This is a genomic window from Methylotuvimicrobium alcaliphilum 20Z, from assembly GCF_000968535.2.
In the GTDB taxonomy this organism is placed as follows: domain Bacteria; phylum Pseudomonadota; class Gammaproteobacteria; order Methylococcales; family Methylomonadaceae; genus Methylotuvimicrobium; species Methylotuvimicrobium alcaliphilum.
The window spans coordinates 1,942,830-1,969,315 of record NC_016112.1; the positions used below are offsets into that span (position 1 = coordinate 1,942,830).

20 protein-coding genes are annotated in these 26,486 nt (G+C 51.2%); 14 read left to right on the forward strand and 6 right to left on the reverse strand.

Going from position 1 to position 26,486, the window contains the following annotated elements; translation table 11 throughout:
- Positions 1–3: 3 nt before the first annotated feature.
- The 9 genes from MEALZ_RS08235 to MEALZ_RS08280 all read left to right on the forward strand — a co-directional run bounded on the left by MEALZ_RS08235 (position 4) and on the right by MEALZ_RS08280 (position 10,548).
- A complete protein-coding gene (locus tag MEALZ_RS08235; protein ID WP_014148171.1) occupies positions 4–1,467 on the forward strand; it encodes an alpha-amylase family glycosyl hydrolase in 1,464 nt (487 codons plus the stop codon).
- Positions 1,468–1,477: 10 nt separating this feature from the next.
- A complete protein-coding gene (locus MEALZ_RS08240) occupies positions 1,478–2,023 on the forward strand; it encodes a gluconokinase (RefSeq protein WP_014148172.1) in 546 nt (181 codons plus the stop codon).
- Positions 2,013–2,858: an SMP-30/gluconolactonase/LRE family protein gene (locus tag MEALZ_RS08245; RefSeq protein ID WP_014148173.1), complete on the forward strand. Its 846-nt coding sequence runs from the start codon at positions 2,013–2,015 to the stop codon at positions 2,856–2,858. The genes MEALZ_RS08240 and MEALZ_RS08245 overlap by 11 nt, the downstream gene beginning before the upstream one ends.
- A gap of 507 nt (positions 2,859–3,365) precedes the next feature.
- On the forward strand, positions 3,366–3,668 hold the full coding sequence (locus MEALZ_RS08255; RefSeq protein ID WP_014148174.1) for a CopG family antitoxin: 303 nt from the start codon (positions 3,366–3,368) through the stop codon (positions 3,666–3,668).
- Between the two features lie 161 nt (positions 3,669–3,829).
- The gene (locus tag MEALZ_RS08260; RefSeq protein WP_014148175.1) at positions 3,830–4,111 is read left to right on the forward strand and encodes a type II toxin-antitoxin system RelE/ParE family toxin; all 282 of its coding nucleotides are present in this window, start codon (positions 3,830–3,832) and stop codon (positions 4,109–4,111) included.
- Between the two features lie 509 nt (positions 4,112–4,620).
- On the forward strand, positions 4,621–6,357 hold the full coding sequence (kaiC, locus tag MEALZ_RS21760) for a circadian clock protein KaiC (RefSeq protein ID WP_014148176.1): 1,737 nt from the start codon (positions 4,621–4,623) through the stop codon (positions 6,355–6,357).
- Entirely contained in the window at positions 6,357–6,647 is a 291-nt protein-coding gene (locus MEALZ_RS08270) for a circadian clock KaiB family protein (protein ID WP_014148177.1), read from the forward strand. The genes kaiC and MEALZ_RS08270 overlap by 1 nt, the downstream gene beginning before the upstream one ends.
- A complete protein-coding gene (locus MEALZ_RS08275; protein ID WP_014148178.1) occupies positions 6,644–9,424 on the forward strand; it encodes a bifunctional diguanylate cyclase/phosphodiesterase in 2,781 nt (926 codons plus the stop codon). Before MEALZ_RS08270 ends, MEALZ_RS08275 begins: the two co-directional genes overlap by 4 nt.
- A gap of 308 nt (positions 9,425–9,732) precedes the next feature.
- The gene (locus tag MEALZ_RS08280) at positions 9,733–10,548 is read left to right on the forward strand and encodes an SDR family oxidoreductase (protein ID WP_014148179.1); all 816 of its coding nucleotides are present in this window, start codon (positions 9,733–9,735) and stop codon (positions 10,546–10,548) included.
- Positions 10,549–10,718: 170 nt separating this feature from the next.
- Here the strand turns inward: MEALZ_RS08280 and MEALZ_RS08285 are convergent, their stop codons facing one another.
- Positions 10,719–11,612: a hypothetical protein gene (locus MEALZ_RS08285; RefSeq protein ID WP_014148180.1), complete on the reverse strand. Its 894-nt coding sequence runs from the start codon at positions 11,610–11,612 to the stop codon at positions 10,719–10,721.
- 473 nt (positions 11,613–12,085) lie between these two features.
- Here MEALZ_RS08285 and MEALZ_RS08290 point away from each other — a divergent pair, with 473 nt between their 5' ends.
- Together MEALZ_RS08290 and MEALZ_RS08295 are read left to right on the forward strand one after the other, a co-directional pair.
- Complete coding sequence (locus MEALZ_RS08290; RefSeq protein ID WP_014148181.1) at positions 12,086–12,772, forward strand: response regulator transcription factor; 687 nt, start codon at positions 12,086–12,088, stop codon at positions 12,770–12,772.
- Positions 12,765–14,162 carry an ATP-binding protein gene (locus tag MEALZ_RS08295; protein WP_014148182.1) on the forward strand — a complete coding sequence of 466 codons (1,398 nt, stop codon included), beginning with the start codon at positions 12,765–12,767 and terminating at the stop codon, positions 14,160–14,162. The genes MEALZ_RS08290 and MEALZ_RS08295 overlap by 8 nt, the downstream gene beginning before the upstream one ends.
- 764 nt (positions 14,163–14,926) lie before the next feature.
- Here the strand turns inward: MEALZ_RS08295 and ppdK are convergent.
- The 4 genes from ppdK to ispG all read right to left on the reverse strand — a co-directional run bounded on the left by ppdK (position 14,927) and on the right by ispG (position 20,939).
- The gene (ppdK, locus tag MEALZ_RS08300) at positions 14,927–17,677 is read right to left on the reverse strand and encodes a pyruvate, phosphate dikinase (protein WP_014148183.1); all 2,751 of its coding nucleotides are present in this window, start codon (positions 17,675–17,677) and stop codon (positions 14,927–14,929) included.
- Positions 17,678–17,840: 163 nt separating this feature from the next.
- Positions 17,841–18,788 (reverse strand): histone deacetylase family protein, encoded by a 948-nt coding sequence (locus MEALZ_RS08305; RefSeq protein ID WP_014148184.1) that lies wholly within the window; start codon positions 18,786–18,788, stop codon positions 17,841–17,843.
- Between the two features lie 353 nt (positions 18,789–19,141).
- The gene (locus MEALZ_RS08310) at positions 19,142–19,657 is read right to left on the reverse strand and encodes an ATP-dependent zinc protease family protein (RefSeq protein WP_014148185.1); all 516 of its coding nucleotides are present in this window, start codon (positions 19,655–19,657) and stop codon (positions 19,142–19,144) included.
- A gap of 55 nt (positions 19,658–19,712) precedes the next feature.
- Positions 19,713–20,939 (reverse strand): flavodoxin-dependent (E)-4-hydroxy-3-methylbut-2-enyl-diphosphate synthase, encoded by a 1,227-nt coding sequence (gene ispG, locus MEALZ_RS08315; protein ID WP_014148186.1) that lies wholly within the window; start codon positions 20,937–20,939, stop codon positions 19,713–19,715.
- An 87-nt stretch (positions 20,940–21,026) separates the two neighbouring features.
- On the opposite strand from ispG, the gene MEALZ_RS08320 reads away from it, so the two are divergent.
- From MEALZ_RS08320 to MEALZ_RS08330, 3 genes are all read left to right on the forward strand, one after another.
- A complete protein-coding gene (locus MEALZ_RS08320; protein WP_014148187.1) occupies positions 21,027–21,755 on the forward strand; it encodes a metallophosphoesterase in 729 nt (242 codons plus the stop codon).
- 400 nt (positions 21,756–22,155) lie between these two features.
- Entirely contained in the window at positions 22,156–24,432 is a 2,277-nt protein-coding gene (locus MEALZ_RS08325; RefSeq protein WP_014148188.1) for a DNA translocase FtsK, read from the forward strand.
- A 19-nt stretch (positions 24,433–24,451) separates the two neighbouring features.
- Positions 24,452–24,661, forward strand: coding sequence for a hypothetical protein (locus tag MEALZ_RS08330; protein ID WP_014148189.1), 210 nt, complete (start codon positions 24,452–24,454; stop codon positions 24,659–24,661).
- A 540-nt stretch (positions 24,662–25,201) separates the two neighbouring features.
- On the opposite strand, the gene queG is transcribed toward MEALZ_RS08330, so the two are convergent.
- On the reverse strand, positions 25,202–26,320 hold the full coding sequence (queG, locus tag MEALZ_RS08335) for a tRNA epoxyqueuosine(34) reductase QueG (protein ID WP_014148190.1): 1,119 nt from the start codon (positions 26,318–26,320) through the stop codon (positions 25,202–25,204).
- Positions 26,321–26,486: the final 166 nt, after the last annotated feature.

Sequence of the window (26,486 nt, forward strand, 5' to 3'; positions counted from 1 at the left end):
AAAATGAAGGTTTCACATTATCCATCGCTTTATCAAATCAATACACGGGTTCGGCATCGGCGGTTTTGCCTCGATCGGGGCGGGGCCGCCGGCATCGACGACTGGCCTGATAGCGAATGGCAAGGCATTGCCGAACAAGGTTTCGATTGGCTATGGTTGCTGGGCGTTTGGCAAACCGGTCAAGCCGGAGCGCAAGTTTCCCGAAGTCATGAGCCGTGGCAGCAAGGTTTTCAGGCCAGTCTGGCCGACTTGTCCGAAGACGACATCTGCGGCTCTTGCTTTGCGGTGACTAGCTATCGAACGGCGGAGTATCTCGGCGGAGATAAAGCCCTCGCCGGTGTGCGCAAAAAACTGAACGAGCAAGGGTTGAAGCTGATGCTCGATTTCGTGCCGAATCACACGGCATTGGACCATCCCTGGGTTCGGGAACACCCGGAATTTTATATTCAAGGCTCGAATGAAGATCTCGAGCGCGAACTGCAAAATTATATCGAGCTCGAAAGTAAGCAGGGTAAACAAGTCTTTGCTTACGGCCGCGATCCTTATTTCGACGGCTGGCCCGATACGCTGCAACTTGACTACAGCAATCCGAAAGTACAGGAGTCGATGATCGCCGAATTGCTTGCCGTTGCCGAACGCTGCGACGGCGTGCGCTGCGACATGGCGATGTTGATTTTACCGGAAGTGTTCGATAGAACCTGGGGAAAATCGATAGAGCCGTTTTGGCCGAAGGCGATCGCGGCGGTACGCGAGCGTTTTCCGGATTTCGTGTTATTAGCCGAAGTCTATTGGGATCTCGAATGGACGCTGCAGCAACAAGGCTTCGATTTTACTTACGACAAACGGCTTTACGACCGGCTTAGAGACCGGGTAGCCCGCCCGGTGCGCGAACATTTGGTCGCGGGTCTCGATTTTCAAAGCAAACTGGCGCGTTTTCTCGAAAACCACGACGAACCGCGCGCCGCGCATACGTTTCCGCCGGAGGTTCACGAAGCCGCGGCGATCGTCACTTTTCTTTCGCCGGGCTTACGTTTTTTTCATGACGGTCAATTGACCGGTAACAGTGTGCATATTCCGATTCATCTGTGCCGTGGGCCCGAGGAGACCGCCGATCAACGCTTGAGCGAGTTTTACAGCGGTTTATTGCAGACTTTGCAAAGACCGGTGTTTAGAAGCGGCGAATGGGCATTGGCGGACTGCCGTCCGGCCGAAGACGGCAACGAATCCTGGCGGAATTTCATCGGTTATCGATGGCGATCGGTCGATGAAACGGTCTGGGTCGCCGTCAACTATGCCGCTCAGCCGGGCCAGTGCCGTCTTGAAGGAGCGCAGATACCGAAAAACGAAAATAACACGCAAGTCCTGTTGAGTTCGCAGCCGCAGAAGCCGGGCGTCGAAATGAACGAAGAGGGCATTCGGTTCGACTTTCCGGCGTGGGGCTATCGTGTTTTTACGTTGCCGGACTGACGAGTCAAATATGAACTCGTCGAACGATAGCCGGCACCGCGCCGCGCGCGTCGTAATCATCGGCGGCGTTTCCGGTTGCGGAAAATCGACGGTCGGCAGGGCGCTGGCCGAATATTTAGGTTGGTCCTTCATTGAAGGCGATGCGTTTCATTCCGAAGCGAATATAGAAAAAATGCGGCGCGGCGAGGCGCTGGACGATAACGACCGACGACCCTGGCTGGAAAGCTTGCACAACGAAATCATCTATCATCTCGATCGGGGTATTTCGGCGGTGATGGCTTGTTCGGCATTGAAGGCAAGTTACCGCGAAATATTGTGCGGGGACGAAGTTAACGTGAGCTTTGTCTTCTTGAGTTGTAGCCGGGAAAGTCTGCATCGACGTTTGACGACACGGCAAGGCCATTTCCTGGGCGCCGAATTGCTCGATAGCCAGCTCGCGGCCTTTGAATCGTCTCACGACATTCTTTTAATCGACAGCGAACAAGCCGTCGAAACGCTGGTTGAATCGATCGCGGATTGGCTGGCTTATTCTGGGAGCGAATGCGATGAAACATGACACCGAAATACTGCTGACCGGTTTGGCCTTTCCTGAAGCGCCGCGTTGGCGGGGCGATCGGCTTTGGTTTACCGATCAGCATGCGCGGCGTGTGATGACCGTGAAAACTGACGGACAGGCCGAGTGTATACTCGAAACCGACGATCTGCCGGGCGGACTGACTTGGCTGCCTGACGGAACGCCTTTGGTCGTTGCGATGACCGAGCGTGCCGTCTATAAGCTCGAAGACCGAGCCTGGACGCGATATGCCGATTTGTCCGCATTGGCACCGTTTCATTGCAACGACATGATCGCGACAGCCGGCGGCCGCGCTTATGTCGGCAACTTCGGTTACGATTTGCACGGCGGCGCGCCGCAAGCCAAGACTCATTTGATAGCGGTCGAAACGGACGGCAGTTGCCGGATCGCCGCCGAAGGCTTGCTGTTTCCGAACGGTTGCGTGATCTCTCCGGACGGCGCGACATTGATCGTCGCGGAAACTTTCGCAGCGCGCTTGACCGCATTCACGATCGGCGAGGACGGCTTGTTACGAGACGCCCGAACTTGGGCCGATTTAAGCGAGGCAACGCCGGACGGTATTTGTCTCGACGACGAAGGCGCGATCTGGGTTGCCAGTCCCGGAACCGGCGAAGTGATCCGGGTCGAACAGGGTGGCAAAATATTGACCCGTATCAACCCGTTGGGCGTCCCTTATGCTTGCATGTTGGGCGGTCCGGAGCGCCGGACTTTGTTTATCACGACTTCCGAAACGGACGATCCCGATAAGGCCAACAGTCTGAAATCGGGGCGCATCGAAATGGTCGAAGTTGATGTGCCGGGTGCGGGTTGGCCTTGATTTTCCATTAATCCATTACCTGAGTTCAGATTAACAAACCCATTCAGTATCAGACATGGCTTCCAGAAGACCTATGCAGGACTTCCGCTACGCTGCAACGGGTTACTTGGTAATTACGTGGCCTGTATGCGCCTTCAGGCCCAGAATGTCCTGATCTTTGGTTGTAGAAACTTGCTAATCAGGTAACTTGTTAGCAAGATGACAATAGGCACATGCCCTGCTAGACTCATCCCATGAAGCAGATTAACTGGAATGCGGAAAAGAACCAGCAGTTGATGGGCGAGCGCGGAGTTTCCTTCGAAGATGTCCTGTTCGCTCTTTAATCCGGTGGTTTACTTGATGATGGGCCTCATCCCAGCAGGGACAAGTACCCGAATCAGAGGCTGTTTGTGGTTCGAATTGATGATTATGCCTGGCTGATGCCGTATGTTGAGAATGATAAAGAATTGTTTCTCAAGACGATTATTCCCAGTCGCAAGGCTACCAAGAAATTTCTAGGGGATTAGTATGGACAAGATTAAATTAGATCCAGAAGAGCAAGAGCTGCTTGATGCATATGAGTCTGGGGACTTTAGGTCAGATCTGGATGTTGCTCGTCGGGAGTATCTCACCCAGGCAGCGGAAGAAACACTCAAGAAAGATAAACGGATCAATATCCGTATCTCCAGTCGTGATCTGGAGGCACTTCAGCGCAGAGCGTTAGAAGAAGGTCTTTCATACCAGTCTTTGGTGTCTAGTGTCCTGCACAAGTATGTCTCCGGCGGACTTAAGGACATCACTGCGAACAAGTCAGACCAGCGGACGCGCTAATGCGCGCCGCTGTCTTCTGCATCATGCTTTACAGGGGAGCTAAGATGCGCCTCTTGATACCTATGTCGTTTCTCTTCACCGCATGAAGCGAAACAGGATCTTTCGGCAGGCCGTTTCAGCAAGGACAATATTGATCAACATATCGCCGAGTCATTTGTGGAATGACTTATAGCTTTATTTCTACCGAGAGTTACAAAAAACGCGCTCGGCGTTTTGCAAAGCAACACCCTGAATTTAAAGAGCAATACCGAAAAACCTTGCAATTACTGTCTCAAACCCCTTTTCATCCGGCGCTTCGTTTACATGCTCTAAAAGAAAAATTAGCCGATTTGCATTCGGTATCTATTAATCTCAGCTATCGGATAACCATTGAAATGATCATTTCCGAAAAAGAGATCATTTTGGTTAATGTCGGTAGTCATGATAAGGTATATCAAGGTTGATCGGTTTACCGGCTTCCGTTTTTCATAGCGATGGGTCTGGATAACGAATGCTACATATTCTATGCGGTCTAGCGCGCATACTCAGTAGTAATCAGTAGGATACCATTCGCCTTGTTTATGTTTGAAAGCTATCTTATCGCAGCAATTCCCAATTTGGAGATCAAAAAGGGTGTGGGGTATGCTTGGCGAGGATGTCGGTAGCAGGGCAGATTTTTGCTCCTGCAAAATCTGCATTCACGCCATCCTTGGCGTTCGAGCTGCCGCCAAGCCCCCATGAATGGGTTTACGGCGTTCCTCGACAGGCATACCCCACACCCTAAAACCGGCGAAACTGCTCAAACTGGGAATTGCTGATCTTATCGACTGTTTTTGAAATCGGTTTCTGCTTACCAACTTAAGCCTATTTGCTCATGTAGACTAAGCCATTCCTGAAAGGCACGTACCTCATTCAGTTCTGTCTTGCGTCGGTAACAATCGGAGCTGAAACAGAGTATTTCTTGGAAGAATTAATGAAACCGACAGCATCCCACCTCGTGAAATCGCAAACCAAAGCGTCAAGCGGAATCGCCGGTTTCGATAACATCACCGGCGGAGGTTTACCGCTTGGACGCACAACGCTGCTGGTTGGCGGACCAGGCTCCGGCAAAACCATCTTCGCGCTCCAATTTTTGGTGCATGGCGCGCAGGATTGCGACGAACCGGGTATCTTTGTGGCTTTTGAGGAGACTTCACCGCGCATCGTCGCCAATGCCGAAAGTTTCGGCTGGAAGCTCGATGAGTTGCAGGAGAAAAGCCTGTATTTCATGGATGCCCAGCCTTCGCCGGACCTGGTCCAGTCCGGCGATTTCGACCTGGGCGGCATGTTGGCGGCATTGGAAAGTCAGATCAAGGAAATGGGCGCACGGCGCATCTTGTTCGATGCGCTAGATATTTTGTTGCTGCTGCTACCCGATCAGACGGCCATCAGGCGGGAGATCTACCGCTTACATGAATGGTTATCGGTACACGAAATGACCGGCCTGATCACCTTGAAGGCCGACGGCGATCAGACCAGTAGCATCAGCCAGCAGCCATTCGGCTTCATGCACTTCATGGTGGACTGCGCGGTGATACTCAGTCACAACGTTGAGTTCGGGGTGTCGCAACGCAGTCTTCGGGTGCAGAAATATCGCGGCTCCAGCTTCGACGAAAACGAGTCGCCTTTCCTGATCGGCGACAGCGGATTTGAGGTCGTCTCGCAGACTTTGAGCCGCTTGGATCCCAAGGTGAACAAAGAGCGTGTTTCCAGCGGCGTGCAGCGACTCGATACCATGCTCGGCGGCGGCTACTACCGAGGTGCCAGCGTACTGATCACCGGCTTCTCCGGCACGGCCAAGACCACCTTGAGCGGTGCGTTCGCCGAGGCGGCCTGCCTTCGCGGCGAGCGCACCATATTCGTTTGCTTTGATTCGAATAGCTCCGAAGTGATCCGCAATCTGGCCTCGGTCGGCATACGCTTGAATGACCACGTAAAAAGCGGCTATTTGCGCATGTTCTCGGCCCGCGCCATCACCGGCAGCGCGGAAACCTATCTGGTGCGTATCAAGGCGCTGGCGAAGGCGCATAAGGCCCGTTGCGTCGTGATCGATCCTGTGTCCGCACGGTCAAAATCCGGCAATGACCAGATGACGCAAAGCGTGGCGGACCGCCTGATCGACTGGTCCAAGGGCGAGGGCACCACACTGGTCTGCACCAGTCTGCTCGACGAGATGTCCGACCAGGTGGAGAGCAGCTCGCAGTTGCAGATATCAGCGCTTGTGGACACTTGGATCCACCTCAGCTATCTGGTACAGGCCGGGGAACGCAACCGGGGTTTGTCCATCGTCAAGTCGCGCGGCATGGCGCATTCGAACCAGGTACGCGAGTTAATTCTCAGCGATGCCGGGGTGACCTTGGCCGACACCTATACCGCAGGCGGCGAGGTGCTAATGGGCACCTTGCGCTGGGAAAAGGAACGCGCCGAGCGTGTCGTACACGAGGCCGCCGAAGCCGCTGCAAAACTAAAGCGCGTGAAACTGGAAACCGAGGAGGCCGATCTTGAGGTGCGCTTGAAATCGCTACAGGCCGAGCTGTCGGCTAAACAGATCGAAAAAGACTTGCTGGTCCGCGACACCCTCAGTCACGAGGGCGAGATTTCGGAAAGCCTTACCCGGATACAAGAATTGCGTGGAGCTGATGGCGAAACCATGGCAGGGGAGAATCCATAATGACCCAACACCAGATATTCAATTTCCGGCTCTATGTCGCCGGGGACGCGCTCAACTCCGCGCAGGCACTGGCCAATCTTACCAATCTGTGCCGGATCCACCTTCCGGACCGGCACCGGGTCGAAGTGGTGGATGTGTATCTGGAGCCGAAACGGGCGCTGGCGGACGGCATTTTCATGACACCGACCCTGGTTAAGCTCACTCCCTCGCCTACCAGAAAAATCGTCGGCAGCCTTAACCTGATGCACCCCTTGTTACTGAGTTTGGGACTGGCAATCCCTGCCTCATGAACAGCGGGTCTCCAGCGGAGGACGCCAATGAAGAAATTGTCGCCTTGATCGAATCGCTACACCGCACCGGCCAACGTCTGGAGGAACTGACCGCGGGCGAAGTGGATACGGTGTCCGACAGCAGCGGCCGGACCTTCTTGTTACAAAGTGCCCAGGAACACTTGCGACTCAGCGAGGCCGCCAAGCAGGCCGCCATCCTCAATGTGCTGCCGGCGAATATCGCTTTGCTCAATGCCCAAGGCATTATCATCTCGGTAAACCAGGCCTGGCAACGATTTGCCGGCGAGAATGCCTTCCCGTACATCGGCTTCGGCATCGGCCTCAATTATCTGCAAATCTGCGACAGCGCCCAGGGTGAAAGTGCGTCCGAGGCTCATCAGGCGGCTGAGGCCATTCGTTCGATATTAACTGGCAGCATAACAAGCTTCTCGCTGGAATATCCCTGCCATTCGCCCACGAAACAACGCTGGTTTCTGATGACGGTAACCCCGATGGACGACAATTGTCCCAAGGGTGCCGTGGTCATGCATATGGATGTGACGGCACAACGGCAGACCAAGGAAGATCTGCGCGCGAGCGAATTGCGCTTTCGCCAGATGGCGGAAAACATCGGTGACGTCTTCTTTTTACTGGATGCCGTTGACAGCCGCATGCTGTACGTCAGTCCGGCTTATGAAACCATCTGGGGGCACAGCTGCGAAAGTCTGTATAAAAATCCGCAATCATGGATGGAAACCGTTCACCCGGACGACCAGGCAGCGACTTACGGGACCTATCGGAAATCACTGATGGCAGTCGATGCCAATTTTCAGTTCCGAATTGTGCGCCATGACGGCTCGATTCGCTGGATCGAAGTGAAAAGCTATCCGGTCCGCGACGACGATGATTCGCTGGTTCGTATCGCCGGCCTTGCCAAGGACATTACCGAGTACAAGGCAGCCGAAGCCAAAATCGCTTACCTGAACCGGGTATATGCCATGTTGAGCGACATCAACGCTCTGATTGTGCGCGAACATGACCGCGACAACCTGTTCAAGGAAGCCTGCCGGATTGCGGTCGAAGCAGGCGGCTTCCGCATGTCCTTGATTGTCATCATGGATCGGGATTTGAAGCGGTTTATCCCGATTGCTTCGGTAGGTGGCGACGAGGCTCTACTGGTAGCCATCAAAGGTATCTTATCATCGAGCGAGAAGGTGCAAAAAAGCATGGTGGTTCGGGCGATACGGGAAAAGACGGCCGTCGTCTCCAACGACTCACAAAACGACCCCAAGGTGCTGTTATGCGGGAAGTACGCCGAATTCGGCGTCCACTCGATGGCAATCTTGCCCTTGATTGTTGCCGATGAAGTGGTCGGCGTATTCGCGCTTTACGCCAGCGAGATAGGGTTCTTCCGTGAAGAAGAGATGGCGCTGTTGACGGAACTGGCCGGCGATATCGCCTTCGCCATCGATCATATCGCCAAACAGGAACGGCTGGACTATCTGGCCTACTACGACGAACTCACAGGGCTGGCGAACCGCAGGCTGTTTCTTGAGCGGGTGGAGCAATACATGAGTAGTGCGATCGGCGGCGAACACAAGCTGGCCGTGTTGCTGATCGATCTCGAGCGCTTCAAGAACATCAACGACAGTCTGGGCCAGTTGGGCGGCGATGCGCTGTTGAAGCAGGTGGCGGCGTGGCTGACCCAAAACGCCGGCGAAGCCAGACTGATCGCGCGGATGGGTGCGGACCACTTTGCGGTGGTGTTGCCGAAAGTCACGCAGGATGTCGATGTCGTCCGGCTGATCGAGAAAACCCTGACAACCTTTCAGGAGCATCAATTCCACTTGCATGACGCTGTATTCCGGATTGCCATCAAGATTGGCGCGACCTTATTCCCGGACGACGGCGCCAGAGCCGATATCTTGGTCAGGAACGCTGAGGCAGCGCTCAAAAAAGCCAAGACCAGCGGCTTTCCCTACTTGTTTTACACGCAGAAAATGACCGAAGCCATGGCACATAAGCTGTCGCTGGAGAATCAGCTGCGCCAGGCGCTTGATAACGAAGAATTCGTGCTGCATTACCAACCCAAGGTGAATCTGGCCAGCGGCAAGCTGACCAGTGCCGAGGCGCTGATCCGCTGGAACGATCCGCGCACCGGCCTGGTGCCGCCGGCCCGGTTTATCCCTATCCTGGAAGAAACCGGATTGATCAATGATGTCGGCCGCTGGGCGCTCCACAAAGCTATCGACGACTATCTGCGCTGGCACAACGCGGGGCTGGCCGCCGTGCGCGTTGCGGTCAACGTCTCGCCGCTGCAACTGCGCGATCGCGGGTTTTCCGGTCAAATCCTGCAGGCTATCGACATTCACGAACAGGCGCCTTCCGGACTGGAACTGGAAATCACCGAAAGCCTGATCATGGCCGATGTCAAACACAGTATCGCCAGCCTGCAAACCATACGCGCCATGGGCATCAGCATCGCCATCGATGATTTCGGCACCGGCTTTTCGTCGCTCAGCTACCTGTCCAAATTGCCGGTGGATACCCTGAAGATAGACCGCTCGTTCGTGATCGAGATGACCGAATCAAGCGAGGGACTATTGCTGGTATCCACCATTATCAATCTGGCGCATTCGCTGAAGCTCAAGGTGGTGGCGGAAGGTGTGGAAACCGAAGAACAAGCGAGTATGCTCCGGCGGTTGCACTGCGACGAAATGCAAGGCTATTTATTCAGTAAACCTGTGCCTGGCGAGATTTTCGAAACCCGATTCCTGTCGCCGCTGCTGTTAAAGTAATTCCTGATTAGCAAGATGCTTCAGCTTGCTAATCAGATTTTGTTTTATGCATGTGGGAGCGCCGACTTCGGTACGATAAGGAATAGGCATGAAATAATTTGGATAATATCACCCTCTTCCTTTGGGAGAGGGAATAAAAAAGCCAAAGTTATTTCGTGCCTACTCCTAAGCGGAGCCGGAAGCGCTTATCTGCCCGCACCGTTCGCGGCCGGGTGGCGGCTCCCACAAACTGCCCGCCCCGCGCCGACGTGCTGGGTTCGGGTTGGCCTTGATTTTCCATTAAACCATAAAAAAGAGGAGAGACAATTATGCCGCTTATTATCGAGAAATCATTGGCCGGGCAGCGTGCTCTAGTGACCGGAAGTAGCTCCGGCATTGGCGCGGCGATTGCCGTCGCATTGGCCGAAGCGGGCGCGCGCGTGGCGATCAATTATATGTCCGATGCCGAGGGGGCGGGGGAGATAGTGGATCAAATACAAGCCTTGGGCGGCGAAGCGATTGCGGTTCAGGCCGATGTCAGCCAAGAGGATCAAGTGATTGCGATGTTTCAACAGGTCATCGGGACTTGGGGCAGTCTCGATATTTTGGTCAACAATGCGGGCATACAGCTTGATGCGCCGTTTGTCGAGATGACCTTGAAACAATGGGAAACCGTGATGGCGGTCAATCTGACCGGGCAGTTTTTGTGCGCCCGAGAAGCGGTCAAGGAGTTTCTTCGCCGAGGCGTGGTGCCGGAATTGTCCTGTTCGGCCGGCAAGATTATTTGCAATTCCTCGGTGCATGACATCATTCCTTGGGCCGGACACGTCAATTATTCCGCCTCTAAGGGCGGCCTGTTGATGTTCATGAAGAGTCTGGCTCAGGAAGTCGCTCATGACAAGATTAGGGTCAATGCGGTGTCGCCGGGCGCGATCAAAACACCGATCAATCGTAGCGCCTGGGAAACCCCCGAGGCGGAAGCCGATTTACTGAAACTGATTCCGTACGAACGCGTCGGGGAATCGGCCGATATTGCCCGTGCGGTGGTTTGGCTCGCCTCCGATGCATCCGATTACGTGGTCGGCACAACGCTGTATATCGATGGCGGCATGACCCTTTATCCGGGCTTTCGCGAAGGCGGGTAAATTTATCGCGCAGAGGCGCAGAGTTTTCAGTTTAATGATTGCAGGTTTGTTAATTGCAGCGAGTGCGCCCCATACGCATCAAGCTAAGCAAAGATCCCCGCTGCTAAATCGCTACCGACCTCTTCCGGCGTTTGAGTTAAAAGGGGGGGTAAATAAGGACTCCGTCGAAATTAATAACTGGGATTACTAAATAAGCCATCCGCACCTTCCGCGCGCCCCGGTTTTCCTCCTGGCGTGAAAACATCGAACAGCATTCTAATGCCGATCTGACCGGTAAATTCGAGACGCCCGGTTTCATTGCGTCCCTCGTCCAATTCAGGCTGCAATCCGAAGGTAACATCGAGATTCAAATAATCACTCGGCAGCCAACGGATACCGAATTGCGATGCATACTTCGGTTCGTTCAAAACCAAAGGGTCGCCGGCAAAGACTTCACCGATCAAACGAGCTTCCGGATGAAAGGCTTCCAAATCGAAACCGATCCCCCAGTAAGGCGTGATGCGCTGCGGCCCGCCCCGCTCTCTATCCATGCGGGCTCCATAATTCGTGTGCAGCATCAATTTATCGTCATTGAAGCGCCAAGTCGACATGCCGATGATGTAATAATTGCTACCGACATCGTGCATATCGCCGCGCCCGGTATCGAATGTCGCTCCGGCACCGAACGCGAACCCCGGCATAATGCTGTCGATTTCCGCTTTATTGAATAATATTTTGGTTTGAAAGGCGGGGTTGGAATAGGTCAATTCGTCATTGCTATCCCGGCCAACGCCTACACCGGCAATCAGCTCCAACCATTGGTTGACCGACGTGCCTATCATGACATTGTATGCCGGAAAAGGAGACCAATCGCCGCCGACATGACCGGCTTCAAGCCAAGTTTCGGCTTCGACTTGTCCTTCATCGACAATGCGTGCATCGTCGGTTACAAAAGGCCGAACGGCTTTCGATTCGGTTGCGAGCATACTCAATACGGCAGCGATAAGGATTGAAATATTTCGTCGAGTGCCGTTGTTGGCGTTTGAAGTATTTTGGATTATTTCGACTGCATGTATCTGTTTCATGATGGCCTCCATTGCTATGAATTCAAGATAAAAGTGATGTGTGTAAAATTACTTGACCGACTATCCGCTAATAATCGGTCGTTTGAAAAGCACTTGAAGATTGACGAATGCGTTCGATGTCGCTGCGATTGAGCGATCGATTTAATGCGGGGTGTAAAATGATGGAAGTCATGATTTTCTCCAAAAGCATGCGTCAATTCGCACGCGCGGGAGAACGCCTCGATTTATGAGGAGATTCTGACAGCGGGCAAAGGAAGCAAGCTCAGTGGTTTGAGTTGGTGTTTGAAATATCGACTATGGCTTTCCATTGAAGATTCTTTGAATTGAACTTGCGTTATGGTAGCAATCCACTGCCGTGCCAATCCTGAATTTTTCTTCAGAATTACCCTCTACTAAATGGCTCAAGGTAAACTGATAATCGGTTTTTGAAAGCAAGCTGAGCGGATCAAAAGCGCCAAAATGACGGTTATCGAATGAGTATTTTATTGGTTGAAGACGATAGAAAAGCGTCCGGTCTTTTAATACGGGGCCTGACCGAAGAAGGTTTTGCAGTCGATCCGGCATACTCGGTCGAGGAAGCCGAACAGTGCCTGCGCATACAGGAGTATCGCTTGATTATTTTAGATTGGTTTTTGCCGGGCAAGCAGGGTGTTGCTTGGTGTGAAGAACTCCGGCAACAAGGCGTGCGAGTGCCGATTTTGATGCTCACCGCCCGAGATGCCTTGCAAGACCGGGTCGAAGGGCTCGACGCCGGTGCCGACGATTACTTGACTAAACCGTTTGCGTTCGAGGAACTGTTGGCGAGAACCCGCGCCTTATTGCGCCGTTCGGACATTGGTCAACAGACAAGTCTTGAGGTGGCCGACCTCATATTGGATACACAAACGCGCCGGGTAACCAGGGGCCAGTTGATTATCAATTTGACCCAAAAGGAATACGCCATTCTGGAAATGTTAATGCGTCGCGTAGATAGGGTAGTAAGCCGAAACGAACTTGCGGAATCGCTATGGAGCAACGACCATATTGGCCTGAATAATCTGATCGACGCTCATATTCGCAATTTGCGCCGGAAAATCGATCGCCCGGGCGTTACGCAACTCATCCATACGGTTCGCGGCCGAGGATTCCGACTGATAACAAGCGGTGCCGACGATGCTTAAATTTAGAACGCGGCTCATCTTGAGTCACCTGGCCGTTATTGTTGTCATCCTGACAAGCGTTGGTTTTGCCGCTTACTGGATGCTTTCCCGAGCGGTGTATAACCAACTCGATGCGGCTTTGTTGGCCGTCGCGGAAACGGAAGCAGCGGTGTTGTCGTCGAGTCCGTACCGAGCCATCAAGCTTAACGATACCTTGTCGGGTTCCGATAGGCTCTCTTTTGCTCGTATCGACCGATTGATACAGGTTGTAGATAGCGAGGGCAAGGTACTGGCCCAGAGTGCCAACTTAGGGAATACGCAACTACCGGTACTGGCCAACCTATCGGCATTGTTCGCGAATAGTGAAACTGTCTTTGAAACGCTGTTCTCGTTCGGCGACGAACCGGTGCGCATGGTGTCGATGCCGATCGATCGGCTGGATACGCCCGTAATCGTACAAGTGGCCGGATCGTTGGACGATGTTCACAATGTCTTGAATGTCGCCAGCTTGCTTTTCGTGATGATGACGCTCGGTTTACTCACTGCAGTAGCCGGTGTCGGGTTGTCGTTGACCCGCAAGGCGTTTCAAGCGATTGAAAATATCGTTCAGCGAGCGCAGCACATCAATGAAGCTAATTTAAACGAGCGCTTGCCGCATCCGGGAAGTCGAGATGAAATCGGAAACCTAGTAGATACACTGAATGAAATGCTCGATCGTATCGAGCGTAGCTTTGAAGTGCAGCGCCGATTCACGGCCGATGCCTCTCACGAGCTGCGTTCGCCGTTATCGCGATTGCGCACGGAGCTTGAAATCAGTCTGCGCCGTTCCCGCGATCCGTCGGAATATCATGAAACCTTGCAATCTTGTATGGATGAAGTCGAACGATTGACCTTGATTGTCGAGGAGTTGCTCGTTCTTGCTCGCATGGATGCCGGTCTGGAGCGTCGCTCGACAGAAACGGTTTCTCTGAATGCGATCGTCGAAGCGACAGTCAAGCGCATGCAATCGATGGCCGGCAAACGCGATGTGCAAATTATCGCCGAGCCGATGCCGCAGGTCGTCACCAATATGGCTTATGGATCGGTCGATCTGATTCTGACCAACTTACTGGATAACGCCGTGAAATTTTCTCCGCCCGGCGGCCGCGTTTCGGTTCGTTTGGTCGTTACAGAAAACGAGGCGGCGCTTAGCGTTTGCGATAACGGGCCGGGTATTGATCAGGATGAGCAGCAACGAATCTTTGAGCGATTTTATCGTGGTTCGGTTGCTTCAACGAGGCATGTTGCCGGAGCGGGTCTAGGTTTGGCACTTTCGCAAGCCATTGCATGCGGTCATGGTGGCTATATCGAAATGACGAATAATGATGAAGGCGGATCTTTTTTTATTTTCAAATTTCCGTTGGCGCGCTAATGGCAGGGTCTTTGTTATACCTTTCGCACTTCAAATTTCGGCAGTGCTAGAGGAGGCGCCTGGGTGTCCGGTCGATTTTCGCTCCTCGGCAATTGCTCCTGCATTGCCCTAATACACGCCATCCGTGGCGTAATGCAAAATCGACATTCACGTCATCCATGGCGCTCATAAAGGCTTTCCTGATTAGCAAGTTTCTTCAGCTAAAGCCCAAAGATCAGCATATCCTTAGCAGGACGGGGTTCGCAAGCCATGCGCGTCAAGCTAAAAACGGCCAACCCACATCACGCTCTTTCCCAAGCTCCAGCTAGGGAAAGACACCCCGGAAGCTCCAGCTTCCTGTGACCGATACAAGCTCCGCACACTCTCAGTCAACCCCAACTTGCTCGTTCAATCTTTCTTGATTGTCGGGAAGCTAGAGCTTCCTGAAAAGGTTACCCAAGCTGGAGCTTGGGTAACAGCATATTTTAGTTTTTGCGACTACGACTGGCCCCTGCTCGGACACTTAGCTTCGGCAAGCTGAAGCATCTTGCTAATCAGGAAGGCTTTTGCCAGCATGGAGCTCATGGACGTATTTACCCAGCACCTAAATTCCATAGCCCATTGGCCATGGTTAATTGTCTTGGATAATTCATCCAGCACCTAAATAAGCCATGATTTTGAATCATTGCCAAAGACCTATGGAATTTAGGTGCTAGGTTCACGGCGTCCTTTAGCGGACACCCAGGCGTCGAATTTTGAGCTACGACGGGAGATTTGCGTTACCGTCAATACTCTATGTTGTATTCGTTTTCAAGCAACTTGGCATGAGCGGCTGCGAGTCTTGCAATAGGGATTCTAGGCGCCGAGCAGGATACATAATCCAGTTTGATATGATGGCAAAAGCGGATCGATTCCGGATGTCCGCCTTGTTCGCCGCAAATACCTACTTTGATATCGGGCCGGGTTTGTCGGCCTGATTCAACTGTCATTTTCATCAATTGACCGACACCCTTAGCGTCGAGCACTTCAAACGGGTTATCCGCTAGTAGCCCGGATTCATTGTACAAAGGCAGGAATTTGTTTTCGGCGTCTTCTCTGGAAAACGAAAAGGTCGCCTGCGTCAGATCGTTGGTACCGAACGAGAAAAATTCGGCGACATCGGCCAGTTTTGCCGCGCGCGTGCAAGCTCTGACGGTTTCGACCATTGTGCCGAATTTGAATTCCAAGTCTATGCCATACTGTTTTTCGACCTCTTTTTGAATTTGATCGACATAAGATTTGACTTTGATCAATTCCTGAACGGTAATAACTTGAGGCACCATGATTTCGGGCAAAATCGGTTTGCGTTGCTTAATACATAGCGCTGCCGCTTCAAGAATCGATCGGATCTGCATTTGGTAGATTTCGGGATAAGACATGCCGAGCCGAACGCCGCGATGGCCGAGCATCGGGTTTACTTCGTAGAGTTCTTTGACCTTACTCAGCATCAATTCCTTTTTTGCGATCGCTTTGTTGATGACCTCTTCGTTCAGATGATTGAACGGCGACGGCAATAAGGCATGAGAACCCAAGGTGTCGAGCGTAACTTGTTGGCCTTGAATCATGATTTTATATTGATTCAAGGCCCGGATTTCATCTTCCAGTTGATGTTCGCCGGGCAGGAACTCATGCATCGGCGGGTCCAACAGGCGGACCGTGACCGGGTAAGGCGACATGGCCTCAAAAAGTTCTTGGAAATCGTCGCGTTGAATCGGGAATAATTTGGCTAAAGCTTCCTGGCGCGCTTCCTTGTTGCCGGCAAGAATCATATCGATGACGAGCGGCAGGCGGTCGGAGGCATTAAACATGCGTTCGGTGCGGCATAAACCGATTCCGGTAGCCCCATAACTTGCAGCCAAGCGGGCGCGTTCCGGCGTATCGACATTGGCATGCACTTCCAATTCGGCAACTTCATCGGCCCAAGATAACAGGGTTTTCAATTCATCCGAAAAAGAGGGTTCGATCGTGGGGATTCTGCCTAAAAAGATCAAGCCGGTACTGCCGTCGATTGTGATCATATCGCCTTCACGGATATGCAATTCGCCGATGATGGCTTGACGCGAGCGCACATCGATTTTGATGTCCTCGGCACCGGCTACGCAAGCCTTGCCCATGCCTCTGGCGACAACAGCGGCATGCGAAGTTTTCCCGCCGCGACTGGTCAGAATGCCTTGCGCGGCAAAAAAACCGTGAATATCCTCGGGCTTGGTTTCTTCTCTCAGTAAAATGACCGCTTCACCCGCACGACCTAATTGTTCGGCCGTGTCGGCTTCGAATACGCATTTACCGCAGGCCGCGCCTGGCGAAGCCGGTAAGCCTTGTGCAACCGCTTCGGCTGTTGAATTAGGGTCGAGTTGCGGATGCAAAAGTTGTTCAAGCAATTCCGGGTTGATCCGCAATAAGGCGCGTTTTTTGTCGATCAAGCCTTCGGCAACCATTTCGACCGACGTTCTGACCATCGCAGCTGCATTCATTTTGCCGTTACGCGTTTGCAGGCAATAGAGTATACCTCGCTCGATCGTGTATTCGTAATCCTGAACTTCTTTGTAATGGGTTTCGAGTTTATTGCGTAATTCGACCAGTTGCCGGTAAAGGTCGGGCATTTCATTGGCAAGTTCGTGCACCGGTTTCGGAGTGCGAATACCGGCCACGACATCTTCGCCTTGTGCATTGACTAAATATTCGCCATACATCTCATTGGCGCCGGTTCCCGGGTTGCGTGTAAAGCCGACCCCGGTCGCGCAGTCGTTGCCCATGTTGCCGAATACCATCGTCACGACATTAACTGCGGTGCCGTTGGCCATTTTCGGCGTGATATGGAATTCCCGGCGGTAATCGACCGCGCGTTTACCCATCCATGAATTAAAAACCGCTTTTATCGATAGTTCCAGTTGTTCATAGACGTCTTCAGGAAAGGGTTTGCCGGTTTCTTCGTGAACCACTTGCAGGAACAGTTCGCTGATTTGGCGTAAATGTTCGGAGTCGAGACCGACATCGGCTTTAATGCCGGCTTGTTTCTTAATGGCATCAAAATGCTGGTCGAATTTTTCGTCGTCAATACCCAAAGCGACCTTGCCGAACAGTTGAATGAAGCGCCGATACGCGTCATAGGCAAAACGCGGGTCGCCGGTTTGATCGATCAAGCCGGCTAGGGTTTGTTTGTTGAGACCAAGGTTTAAAATCGTATCCATCATGCCGGGCATCGATATCGCCGAGCCTGAACGTACCGAGACTAGTAACGGGTTGTCGCGGCCGCCGAATTGTTTTTCGGTTTGCGTTTCGACTTCGGTAATGTGAGCTTTGACTTCATCCATTAAGCCGTCGGGTAAGCGCTGGTTATTTATATAATCTAGGCACGCGGTCGTAGTTATGACAAATCCTGGTGGAACGTTGAGTCCGATTTGCGTCATTTCGCAAAGATTCGCGCCTTTTCCGCCCAATAGCATTTTGTTTTTGCCGTCGCCTTTTTGGAACGAGTAAATATATTTTTCAGTCATGGTAGATCCGTATTTGAGCTGATGGAAAAAAGAGAGGGGTCTATAAGGGTTTCGTGATAAATAACGTCCTGGAACTATGAGCGTTGTTGAAGGTTCGGTAAAATAGAGAAGTTATTTACGACCAAATCCTAAATACCTTTAGGATACGGTAATTCGTGATAAATTAAAAAGCGTTTCTAACAGGATTCATGAGGGATTTAACATGAGCGGCAACGCTCTCGGCCAAAGCTTTAATATGATAGCCACCTTCCAATACGGATAAAACCCGACCCTTTGCGCTTTCTTCGGCAATCGCTTTTATATGCTCGGTGACCCACTGGTAATCTTCCGTAGATAGCCGAATGCCGGCTAACGGGTCGTTTTGGTGAGCGTCGAATCCGGCGGATATCAATATCAAATCGGGCTTGAAATTTTGAACCGCCGGTAAAATAATCGAGCTGTACAACTGCCTGAATTCGTCGCTGGAAGATCCAGGATGCAGCGGCACATTTACGATGTTGCCGACGCCGGTTTCCTTGGGGTGCCCCGTGCCGGGATAATGGGGCATTTCATGAGACGAAGCGTAGAGTATCTGAGGTTGTTTGTAAAACGCGGCTTGTGTTCCATTGCCGTGATGCACGTCGAAATCGATGATCGCAATCTTGCCGAGGGAATAATGCAACCGTGCGTATTCCGCCGCGATGGCAATATTATTGAATAGGCAAAAGCCCATCGGTCGATCGGGTTCGGCATGATGTCCGGGCGGACGAACCGCGCAAAAAGCGGAAGTCGCCTGATGCGTGCAGAGTTTATCCACTGCATCGCAAACGGCAGCGACCGCGAGTAAGGCGGCGGTCCCGGAGCCGGGAGAGAGGATGGTGTCGTGATCGAGCGCATGCAAGCCCTGGTGGGGAATGCTGTTGAGAATGCCGTCGATCATAGCTGGACTATGAATTAACGCAACTTTTTCTTGAAGATCATCACGCCATTTAGCTTGCACCCGGATCAAGCGCTTAAAATTCGGCGCGTTTAAGGCTTCGTCGATTGCCAGTAGCCTAGCGGCGCATTCTGGATGACCGGGGCCGGTATCATGCTCTAAAAAGGCTGGGTGTGAGTAATACAGTGTAGGCATGCGTTTAAATTCTATCTATTAAACAATGGCTTGGGATTTTTTTGCAGTGAATGGTGAATAGTGAATAGGCGAAATAAGACTTATTGTTATTCATTGTAATATCGTTAAGTTCTCCGCTTTTATACCCATCGCAGATCAAAATTCGGCACCAGGGTGTCCGTCAAAGGACGCCGTGAACCCAGCACCTAAATTCCATAGGTCTTTGGCAATAATTCAAAATCATGGCTTATTTAGGTGCTGAGTAAATACATCCCTGTAGGCTCTATGCCAGCTCCATGCTGGCAAAGCCTTTGCCGCACACCCTGGCGCCTCCTCAGGCACTGCCCAAATTTGAAGTGCGAAAGGTATAGTCATTATTCCTTTTCGTAATTATTCAGGTTACTTTGCACGGATGTCGAATTTTTTGCAGTTTCGAATGTTTTTCGATCCGGTTTGCCTTGGAGATAGGATGCTCCCGGGTCGATAATAAATTGACCGCGCATCGCGGTTCTACCTAGCAACATACGGAATTTCATGTTGTCGCGATTGGTTAGAGTCAGTTCTGCTGTGATCAGTGAAGTGCCAAGAAGAAGTTCGGTTTCAATCACATAACGGCGACTTTTGTGTCCGCCGGAGTCGGTAACCATACGCAGATCTTTAACTTGGGCATGGCATTCGATAACCGTATCGATGCGGTTTTGGTCGGGGTGAATGTTAAACATGATCCAATGATCTTTGCCTTTTTTATAAGGGTCGATATAAAAGGCGTGTAATGCCGAAGTGCGAGCGCCGGTATCGATTTTGGCTTTTATCCGGGGAATATTTAAACCCGGCAAGGCCAGCCATTCTCTCCAGCCTAATTTTGGCAGTTCAACAAATTCTGAAGTCATGGTGTTTGATCCATTAAAAAGCCCCGGTATCAAAACCAGGGCTTAGGGTAGCCTGCTACTGAGCTGTGGTTCCGTAGTGCGTTTCAATATAGCGTTCGACCAGCGCTTGAAATTCTTCGGCTATATGATCGCCTTTCAAGGTCACTGTTTTGACACCGTCTTCATAAACCGGAGCAACCGGGGTTTCTCCGGTGCCGGGCAAGCTGATGCCGATGCTGGCATTCTTACTTTCTCCGGGACCATTGACGACACAACCCATGACCGCGACTTCCATTTCTTCGACGCCGGGATATTTAGTGCGCCAAGACGGCATACTGACGCGTAGATAATTTTGAATTTCCATCGCCAATTTTTGGAAATAGTCGCTGGTTGTTCGGCCGCAGCCTGGGCAGGCGATAACCATCGGAGTAAAGGAACGAAAGCCCATGGTTTGCAAGATTTCCTGTGCGACTACAACTTCTTGGGTTCTGGCCGTGCCGGGTTCCGGTGTTAGCGAGATGCGAATCGTGTCTCCGATGCCCTGTTGCATAAGCACGGATAGAGCGGCCGAAGATGCCACGATGCCTTTCGAGCCCATGCCGGCTTCGGTTAGGCCGAGGTGTAACGCGTAATCGCAGCGTTTACTTAGATCTTGATAAATTCTGATCAATTCCTGAACGTTGCTGATTTTACAAGACAATAAAATTTTGTTGGCGGGTAGGCCTATTTCTTCGGCGCGGGCCGCGCTTTCGAGTGCCGAAACGATGATTGCTTCTCGAGTAACGGCAGGTAGTTCGTCCGGATTTTCTTTTTGTCTGTTTTCATCCAAAAGGCGCGTTAAAACCGCTTGATCCAGGCTACCGCCGTTAACGCCGATTCGAACGGGCTTGTCGTAGCGGCAAGCGAACTCGATCATTTGTTGAAATTGTGGATCGCGGTTTTTACCTCGTCCGACATTTCCGGGATTGATGCGATATTTATCTAAGGCTTCGGCGCAGGCGGGGTATTTTTCGAGTAATTTATGTCCGTTAAAATGGAAATCGCCGACGATCGGAACGGTAAAGCCTTTTTGATTGAGTTGGTTGCGGATTTCAGGAACGGCTTTAGCCGCGTCTTCGGAGTTGACGGTAATACGGACGATTTCCGATCCGGCCTTCGACAGTTCCATGACTTGGTTGACTGTTGCTTTGATATCGGCGGTATCGGTATTGGTCATTGATTGAACGACGATTGGCGCGCCGCCGCCCACTTTGATGTCGCCGATTTGAACTTGATGGGTAATTTTTCTTGGGCTGATTGACATAGACTTAAATCTTTATGGAAATGGTTGACATTATCTGAAAGAATGACTCAATTATACTCTATGCGGACAATTCTAAAGAGTTAAATCGTGAAGATTAATTATTTTTCTGATGTTCATTTGGAATTCGGTAATTTACAAACACCGAGCAATGACGCTGACATCATCATTGCCGCCGGCGATATCGGTGTAAACAAACAGGGAGTTGATTGGCTGAAAACCTTCAATAAACCGGTCATTTATGTGGCCGGCAATCACGAGTTTTATACCGGGGAATATCATGATGTGCTGAAAATGTTACGAATGGAATGCGCGGGAAGCCGAGTTCATTTTTTGGAAAATAATCTCTTCGTTTATCAGGATGTCAGGTTTCTGGGATGCACGCTATGGGCGGATTTAATGATAGACGGAGTAGAGACGGCTGAGGCGTTAGGGAAAACTTTGAATGATTTTAGAAAAATCGCCTACAACGGTCATGCTTTCGATATTGAAAGCTTTTATAAATTACATCAGCGATCGAAACAATGGCTTGAAGCCGAATTGCGACGGCCGTTCGACGGCAAAACCGTAGTAGTGACACATCATGCGCCTACTTCATGGAGTTGGAACGATTCGCCTTATGCATTGAAAAAATTTGCTTATTGTAATGATTTAAAAGCCTTTTTGCATGAGTACGAGGTAGCGGCTTGGTTTCATGGCCATGTGCACAGTATAAGCGATTATCGTATCGCCGGCGCTCGAATTCTTTGCAATCCGAGAGGTTATATGGGGCGTAAAACGGTTGACGGTTTTGATGTGAATAAGGTCGTTGAGATTTGATGGCTGTGTGTGGGGTTAGCAGTGAGCGGTTAGCGGTAAGTCGTGAAGGGTAAGTGTAAGTATGCCCCTCGTAGATCAAAATTCGGCGCCGGGGTGCCCGTCAAAGGACGCCGTGAATACGTCCCTGTAGGCTCTATGCCAGCTCCATGCTGGCAAAGCCTTAGCCGAGCACCCCGGCACCTCCTCAGGCACTGCCGAAATTTGAAGTACGAAAGGTATATTCTTTCCCTTCCCGGATCTTCACCGAAATTTGAAATTCTGCTTTCGGCAGTTTCCGCATCGACGAATGTGCGCTAGGTTAGCGATCATCTATTTTTCCCGGTCTTGGGCTAATTCATGTTATATATTCAATTAATCATCTATAATGATGTTTTATCGAATAAATCAAGAGAACTTGTTTATGTCTGCAGTGATTGAAGAAAAAACATTTCGAGGTTTGCGAGAGGTTGCCTTATTAGGTTTGGCGGCCTGTGCATTGTTCTTTTTAATTTCACTCGTCACTTTTAGTAATGAAGATGCCGGCTGGACCCATAGCGGCACCGGTCAAGGCATCAAAAACGCCGGCGGCATGGTTGGTGCCTGGCTGGCCGATTTTACACTTAGCGTTTTCGGATTGATGGCGTATTTGTTTCCGATGATGATAATTCGCCAAGCCTATTTGATGTATGTCGGAAAAAGCCGGGAAACCGGTAAGCTGAATATTGCGATTAGTTGGTTGGGGTTTATCGCTACCTTGATGGCCGGCACTTCATTGATATATCTGCATTTTCTGAGAATTCGCATCGATTTGCCCGGTTCGACCGGCGGCATTTTAGGTCAGGAAACCGGGGATGTTTTTGTGTTGGCGTTGGGAGATTCCGGTGCGACCTTAATGTTATTGGCGATTCTATTGGCCGGCGTGACGCTGTTTACGGGCTTGTCTTGGTTTAAATTGATGGATGGCGTGGGTAAATACACCTTACTGTTTTTTCGTTGGTTAGGCCAAGGACTGTTTGGAGTGCTACAAAATCAATATGAAAGACGGGCGACGGAGTTTCCCGTTTCGGCCAAGCCTCGTGAAAAATCGAAAGGGAAAATCCTGAAAAAAACCAAAGCCGCTCCAGTAGTGGACTTGCAAGAAGAATCGTTTGTTCCACCGAGTAAAGCCAAGCAAAAGAAAATCGATTTTAGTAAGGTTTCAGAAGGCGAATTGCCGCCTTTATCTTTGCTCGACGAACGCAATATTCAAGTCAAAGGTTATTCGCCAAGCGAATTAGAGGATATGTCCCGTTTGGTCGAGGAAATACTACAGGATTTCAATGTCGTGGCCGAAGTGGTTGCTGTCCATCCCGGCCCGGTAATTACTCGTTTCGAATTGCAACCGGCGGCCGGCGTTAAAGTCAGTCGAGTCAGTAGTTTGTCGAAAGATCTTGCTCGTGCGTTATCGGTAACCAGCGTACGTATCGTCGAAGTCATTCCCGGCAAGCCTTATATCGGTCTGGAGATCCCGAATCAAGAACGCGAAATGGTCACGCTTCGTGAGCTTTTGGCTTCGCAAGGTTTCGAGAAAGCCAAATCGCCGTTGACTTTGGCGATGGGCAAGGATATTTCCGGTGCGCCGGTCGTTGCCGACCTAGGCAAGATGCCGCATGCTTTGGTAGCCGGTACGACCGGTTCCGGTAAGTCGGTTGCGATCAATACGATGATTTTGAGCCTGCTGTACCGAGCCACGCCGAAAGAGGTTCGAATGATCATGATCGACCCGAAAATGCTGGAACTGTCGGTTTACGAAGGCATTCCGCATTTATTGACGCCGGTCGTGACCGATATGAAAGAGGCCAGTAATGCCTTGCGTTGGGCCGTCGCCGAAATGGAGCGCCGTTACAAGTTGATGTCCAAGATGGGCGTCAGAAATCTGGCCGGTTTCAATCAATTGATCAACGATGCCGATGCGAAAGGTGAAAGCATACGCGACCCGTTTTTCGTGTTGGAGAGACCGCTCGAAGAGGGCGAGGAATTTCCGGTTTTGACGACCTTGCCGAGTATCGTGATCGTCATCGACGAATTGGCCGATATGATGATGATCGTCGGCAAAAAAGTCGAGGAGTTGATCGCGAGATTGGCGCAAAAAGCGCGGGCGGCCGGCATCCATTTGATTCTGGCGACTCAACGTCCGTCGGTAGATGTCTTGACCGGCTTGATCAAGGCCAATGTGCCGACCCGGATATCGTTTCAGGTCTCTTCGCGCATCGATTCACGGACCATTTTGGACCAGGGCGGGGCGGAAACGCTATTGGGTAACGGCGATATGCTGTTTTTGCCTTCAGGAACCAGTATCCCTATTCGCGCGCACGGTGCGTTCGTCGACGATCACGAAGTGCATCGTATTGTCGAGTTTCTTAAAGAAACGGGTCCTGCCGATTATTTGGACGAAATTACGCAAGAGCGAAGCGATAATAGCGATGGGTTCGGCGGGCTTTCCGATACCGATAGCGAAACCGATGCGCTTTACGACGAGGCGGTTCAGTTTGTGACCGAGACGCGTAAAGCGTCGATATCCAGTGTGCAGCGCCGTTTTAAGGTCGGCTATAACCGTGCGGCGCGAATGATCGAAGACATGGAGGCGGCAGGTGTTGTGAGTCCGGCGGAATCTAACGGTTCGCGCGAAGTCCTGGCGCCACCGCCGCCGAAAGATTGATGTTACGTAGAAAAAGCAAATGATTTTTGCACTGATCGGCAGCCTGATTTTAGTCGTTTCCCTCGTCGGAGGCTGGTTGTTGTCGGCACGAAAAAAGTCGGAAGAAAAACCGATCAAGATTATGTTCTTCATGGTGTATTTTTGGCTGTTGTTTTTCGTTCAACTGGCTATTTTGGCGATCGTCTATTACTACGATAAAAAATACGGCCTTGAATGGGTTATCAGCTAATGCAATTTTGTATACCCGCCGTAGATCAAAATTCGGCGCCTGGGTGTCCGTAAAAGACGCCGTGAACCCAGCCCTAAATCCACTAAATCCAGCACCTAAATTCCATAGGTCTTTGGCAATGATTCAAAATCATGGCTTATTTAGGTGCTGGATGAATTATCCAAGACAATTAACCATGGCCAATGAGCTATGGAATTTAGGTGCTGGGTAAATACATCCATGTAAGCTCTATGCCAGCTCCATGCTGGCAAAGCCTTTATGAGCGCCATGGATGGCGTGAATGTCGATTTTGCATTACGCCACGGATGGCGTGTATTAGGGCAATGCAGGGCAGAAAAATGCTCCTGCATTTTCTGCATTCATTACATCCATGTAACTCAGCAATTGCCGAGGAGCGAAAATCGACCGGACACCCAGGCTCCTTCTCTGGCACTGCCGAAATTTGAAGTGCGAAAGGTATAATTATTCTTCGGAATCAATCGATTCGTTTAGCTCTTATAAGGCTTCGATTTAGACCATCTGTTTTGTTTCATAGAAGCATTACGATTCAAATCCAGGGGCGTTACTAGAGGTGACTTCCGGCTTTTTTTTAGTTTTTTCGATCTGCAGAGCAATAGCCCACAAAACATGCTCTTTGATTAAGTCGGACGGATGTTCGAGCTTGGCTTCCAGGGCCGAAACGATCGATTCCGAATAAGGGGCATTGCCAAGCGCGACCGCAATATTTCTGAGCCAGCGCTCGTGACCGATTCTGCGTATCGCCGAACCTTCGGTATATTTCAGAAAAGTCGTTTCGTCCCATGCGAAAACTTCAAGCAATTGCCGGCTGTTGAGTTGCTGTCTGGGATTGAAGTCTTTTTCGCCAGTCAATCGGGCGAAGCGGTTCCATGGACAAACGATCTGGCAGTCGTCGCAGCCGTAAATCCGGTTTCCGATCAGCGGTCGTAATGCTTCCGGAATCGAACCGTGCAATTCGATCGTCAAGTATGACACGCACAAGCGCGCGTCGACTTGATAGGGTGCAACGATCGCCCGTGTTGGGCAGATGTCGAGGCACGCTGTACAGCTTCCGCAATGATTGTCGGCTAGAGTGTCGGGCGGTAGTGTCAGGTCTGTATAGATCTCGCCCAGAAAGAACCAAGAGCCGGCCTTACGATTGATGACATTGGAATGTTTGCCTATCCAACCCAGTCCGGCTTTCTCCGCCAGTGCTTTTTCGAGGACCGGTGCACTGTCTACGAATACCCGGTAGCCGAAGTCGCCGATTTCGTTTGCAATCCGGTCGGCCAATTTTTGGAGGCGCTGTCTCATTAACTTGTGATAATCCCGGCCCAAGGCATATCTTGAAATATACGCAGCCAAAGGTTTTTCAAGGTTTCGATTCATCGCTGCCGACGATTCGGGTAGATAATCCATGCGCACCGAAATCACGCTTCGCGTTCCCGGCTGTAAAACAGCGGGGCGGCTGCGTTTGAGTCCGTGCCGCTGCATATAATCCATTTCGCCGTGAAAACCTTTGTCCAACCAATGATTGAGATGGGCCTCTGCTTCGGCTAAATCGGTGTCGGCGATGCCGACTTGTTGAAAACCCAATTCCAGACCCCATTGTTTGATACGTTGAGGCAGAGAAGAAAGCTGGCTGATGTTTGTTGTAGTCATTGATGATGGCGCTATTCACTCGTTTGCTTTGAGATTAATGGTTAAACAGGCATGTGTGGGTTTATGTTCCCGAAAGACGCCTATACAGTTGATGCTCGATTAGAATTCAGCAATTCCCAGTTTGAGCAGTTTCGCCGATTTTAGGGTGTGGGGTATGCCTGTCGAG

Excerpts from the sequence above, each read along its gene's own strand:
- MEALZ_RS08235 (WP_014148171.1), top strand. The coding sequence starts at position 4 with ATGAAGGTTTCACATTATCCATCGCTTTATCAAATCAATACACGGGTT.
- MEALZ_RS08240 (WP_014148172.1), top strand. The coding sequence starts at position 1,478 with ATGAACTCGTCGAACGATAGCCGGCACCGCGCCGCGCGCGTCGTAATC.
- MEALZ_RS08245 (WP_014148173.1), top strand. The coding sequence starts at position 2,013 with ATGAAACATGACACCGAAATACTGCTGACCGGTTTGGCCTTTCCTGAA.
- MEALZ_RS08255 (WP_014148174.1), top strand. The coding sequence starts at position 3,366 with ATGGACAAGATTAAATTAGATCCAGAAGAGCAAGAGCTGCTTGATGCA.
- MEALZ_RS08260 (WP_014148175.1), top strand. The coding sequence starts at position 3,830 with ATGACTTATAGCTTTATTTCTACCGAGAGTTACAAAAAACGCGCTCGG.
- kaiC (WP_014148176.1), top strand. The coding sequence starts at position 4,621 with ATGAAACCGACAGCATCCCACCTCGTGAAATCGCAAACCAAAGCGTCA.
- MEALZ_RS08270 (WP_014148177.1), top strand. The coding sequence starts at position 6,357 with ATGACCCAACACCAGATATTCAATTTCCGGCTCTATGTCGCCGGGGAC.
- MEALZ_RS08275 (WP_014148178.1), top strand. The coding sequence starts at position 6,644 with ATGAACAGCGGGTCTCCAGCGGAGGACGCCAATGAAGAAATTGTCGCC.
- MEALZ_RS08280 (WP_014148179.1), top strand. The coding sequence starts at position 9,733 with ATGCCGCTTATTATCGAGAAATCATTGGCCGGGCAGCGTGCTCTAGTG.
- MEALZ_RS08285 (WP_014148180.1), bottom strand. The coding sequence starts at position 11,612 with ATGAAACAGATACATGCAGTCGAAATAATCCAAAATACTTCAAACGCC.
- MEALZ_RS08290 (WP_014148181.1), top strand. The coding sequence starts at position 12,086 with ATGAGTATTTTATTGGTTGAAGACGATAGAAAAGCGTCCGGTCTTTTA.
- MEALZ_RS08295 (WP_014148182.1), top strand. The coding sequence starts at position 12,765 with ATGCTTAAATTTAGAACGCGGCTCATCTTGAGTCACCTGGCCGTTATT.
- ppdK (WP_014148183.1), bottom strand. The coding sequence starts at position 17,677 with ATGACTGAAAAATATATTTACTCGTTCCAAAAAGGCGACGGCAAAAAC.
- MEALZ_RS08305 (WP_014148184.1), bottom strand. The coding sequence starts at position 18,788 with ATGCCTACACTGTATTACTCACACCCAGCCTTTTTAGAGCATGATACC.
- MEALZ_RS08310 (WP_014148185.1), bottom strand. The coding sequence starts at position 19,657 with ATGACTTCAGAATTTGTTGAACTGCCAAAATTAGGCTGGAGAGAATGG.
- ispG (WP_014148186.1), bottom strand. The coding sequence starts at position 20,939 with ATGTCAATCAGCCCAAGAAAAATTACCCATCAAGTTCAAATCGGCGAC.
- MEALZ_RS08325 (WP_014148188.1), top strand. The coding sequence starts at position 22,156 with ATGTCTGCAGTGATTGAAGAAAAAACATTTCGAGGTTTGCGAGAGGTT.
- MEALZ_RS08330 (WP_014148189.1), top strand. The coding sequence starts at position 24,452 with ATGATTTTTGCACTGATCGGCAGCCTGATTTTAGTCGTTTCCCTCGTC.
- queG (WP_014148190.1), bottom strand. The coding sequence starts at position 26,320 with ATGACTACAACAAACATCAGCCAGCTTTCTTCTCTGCCTCAACGTATC.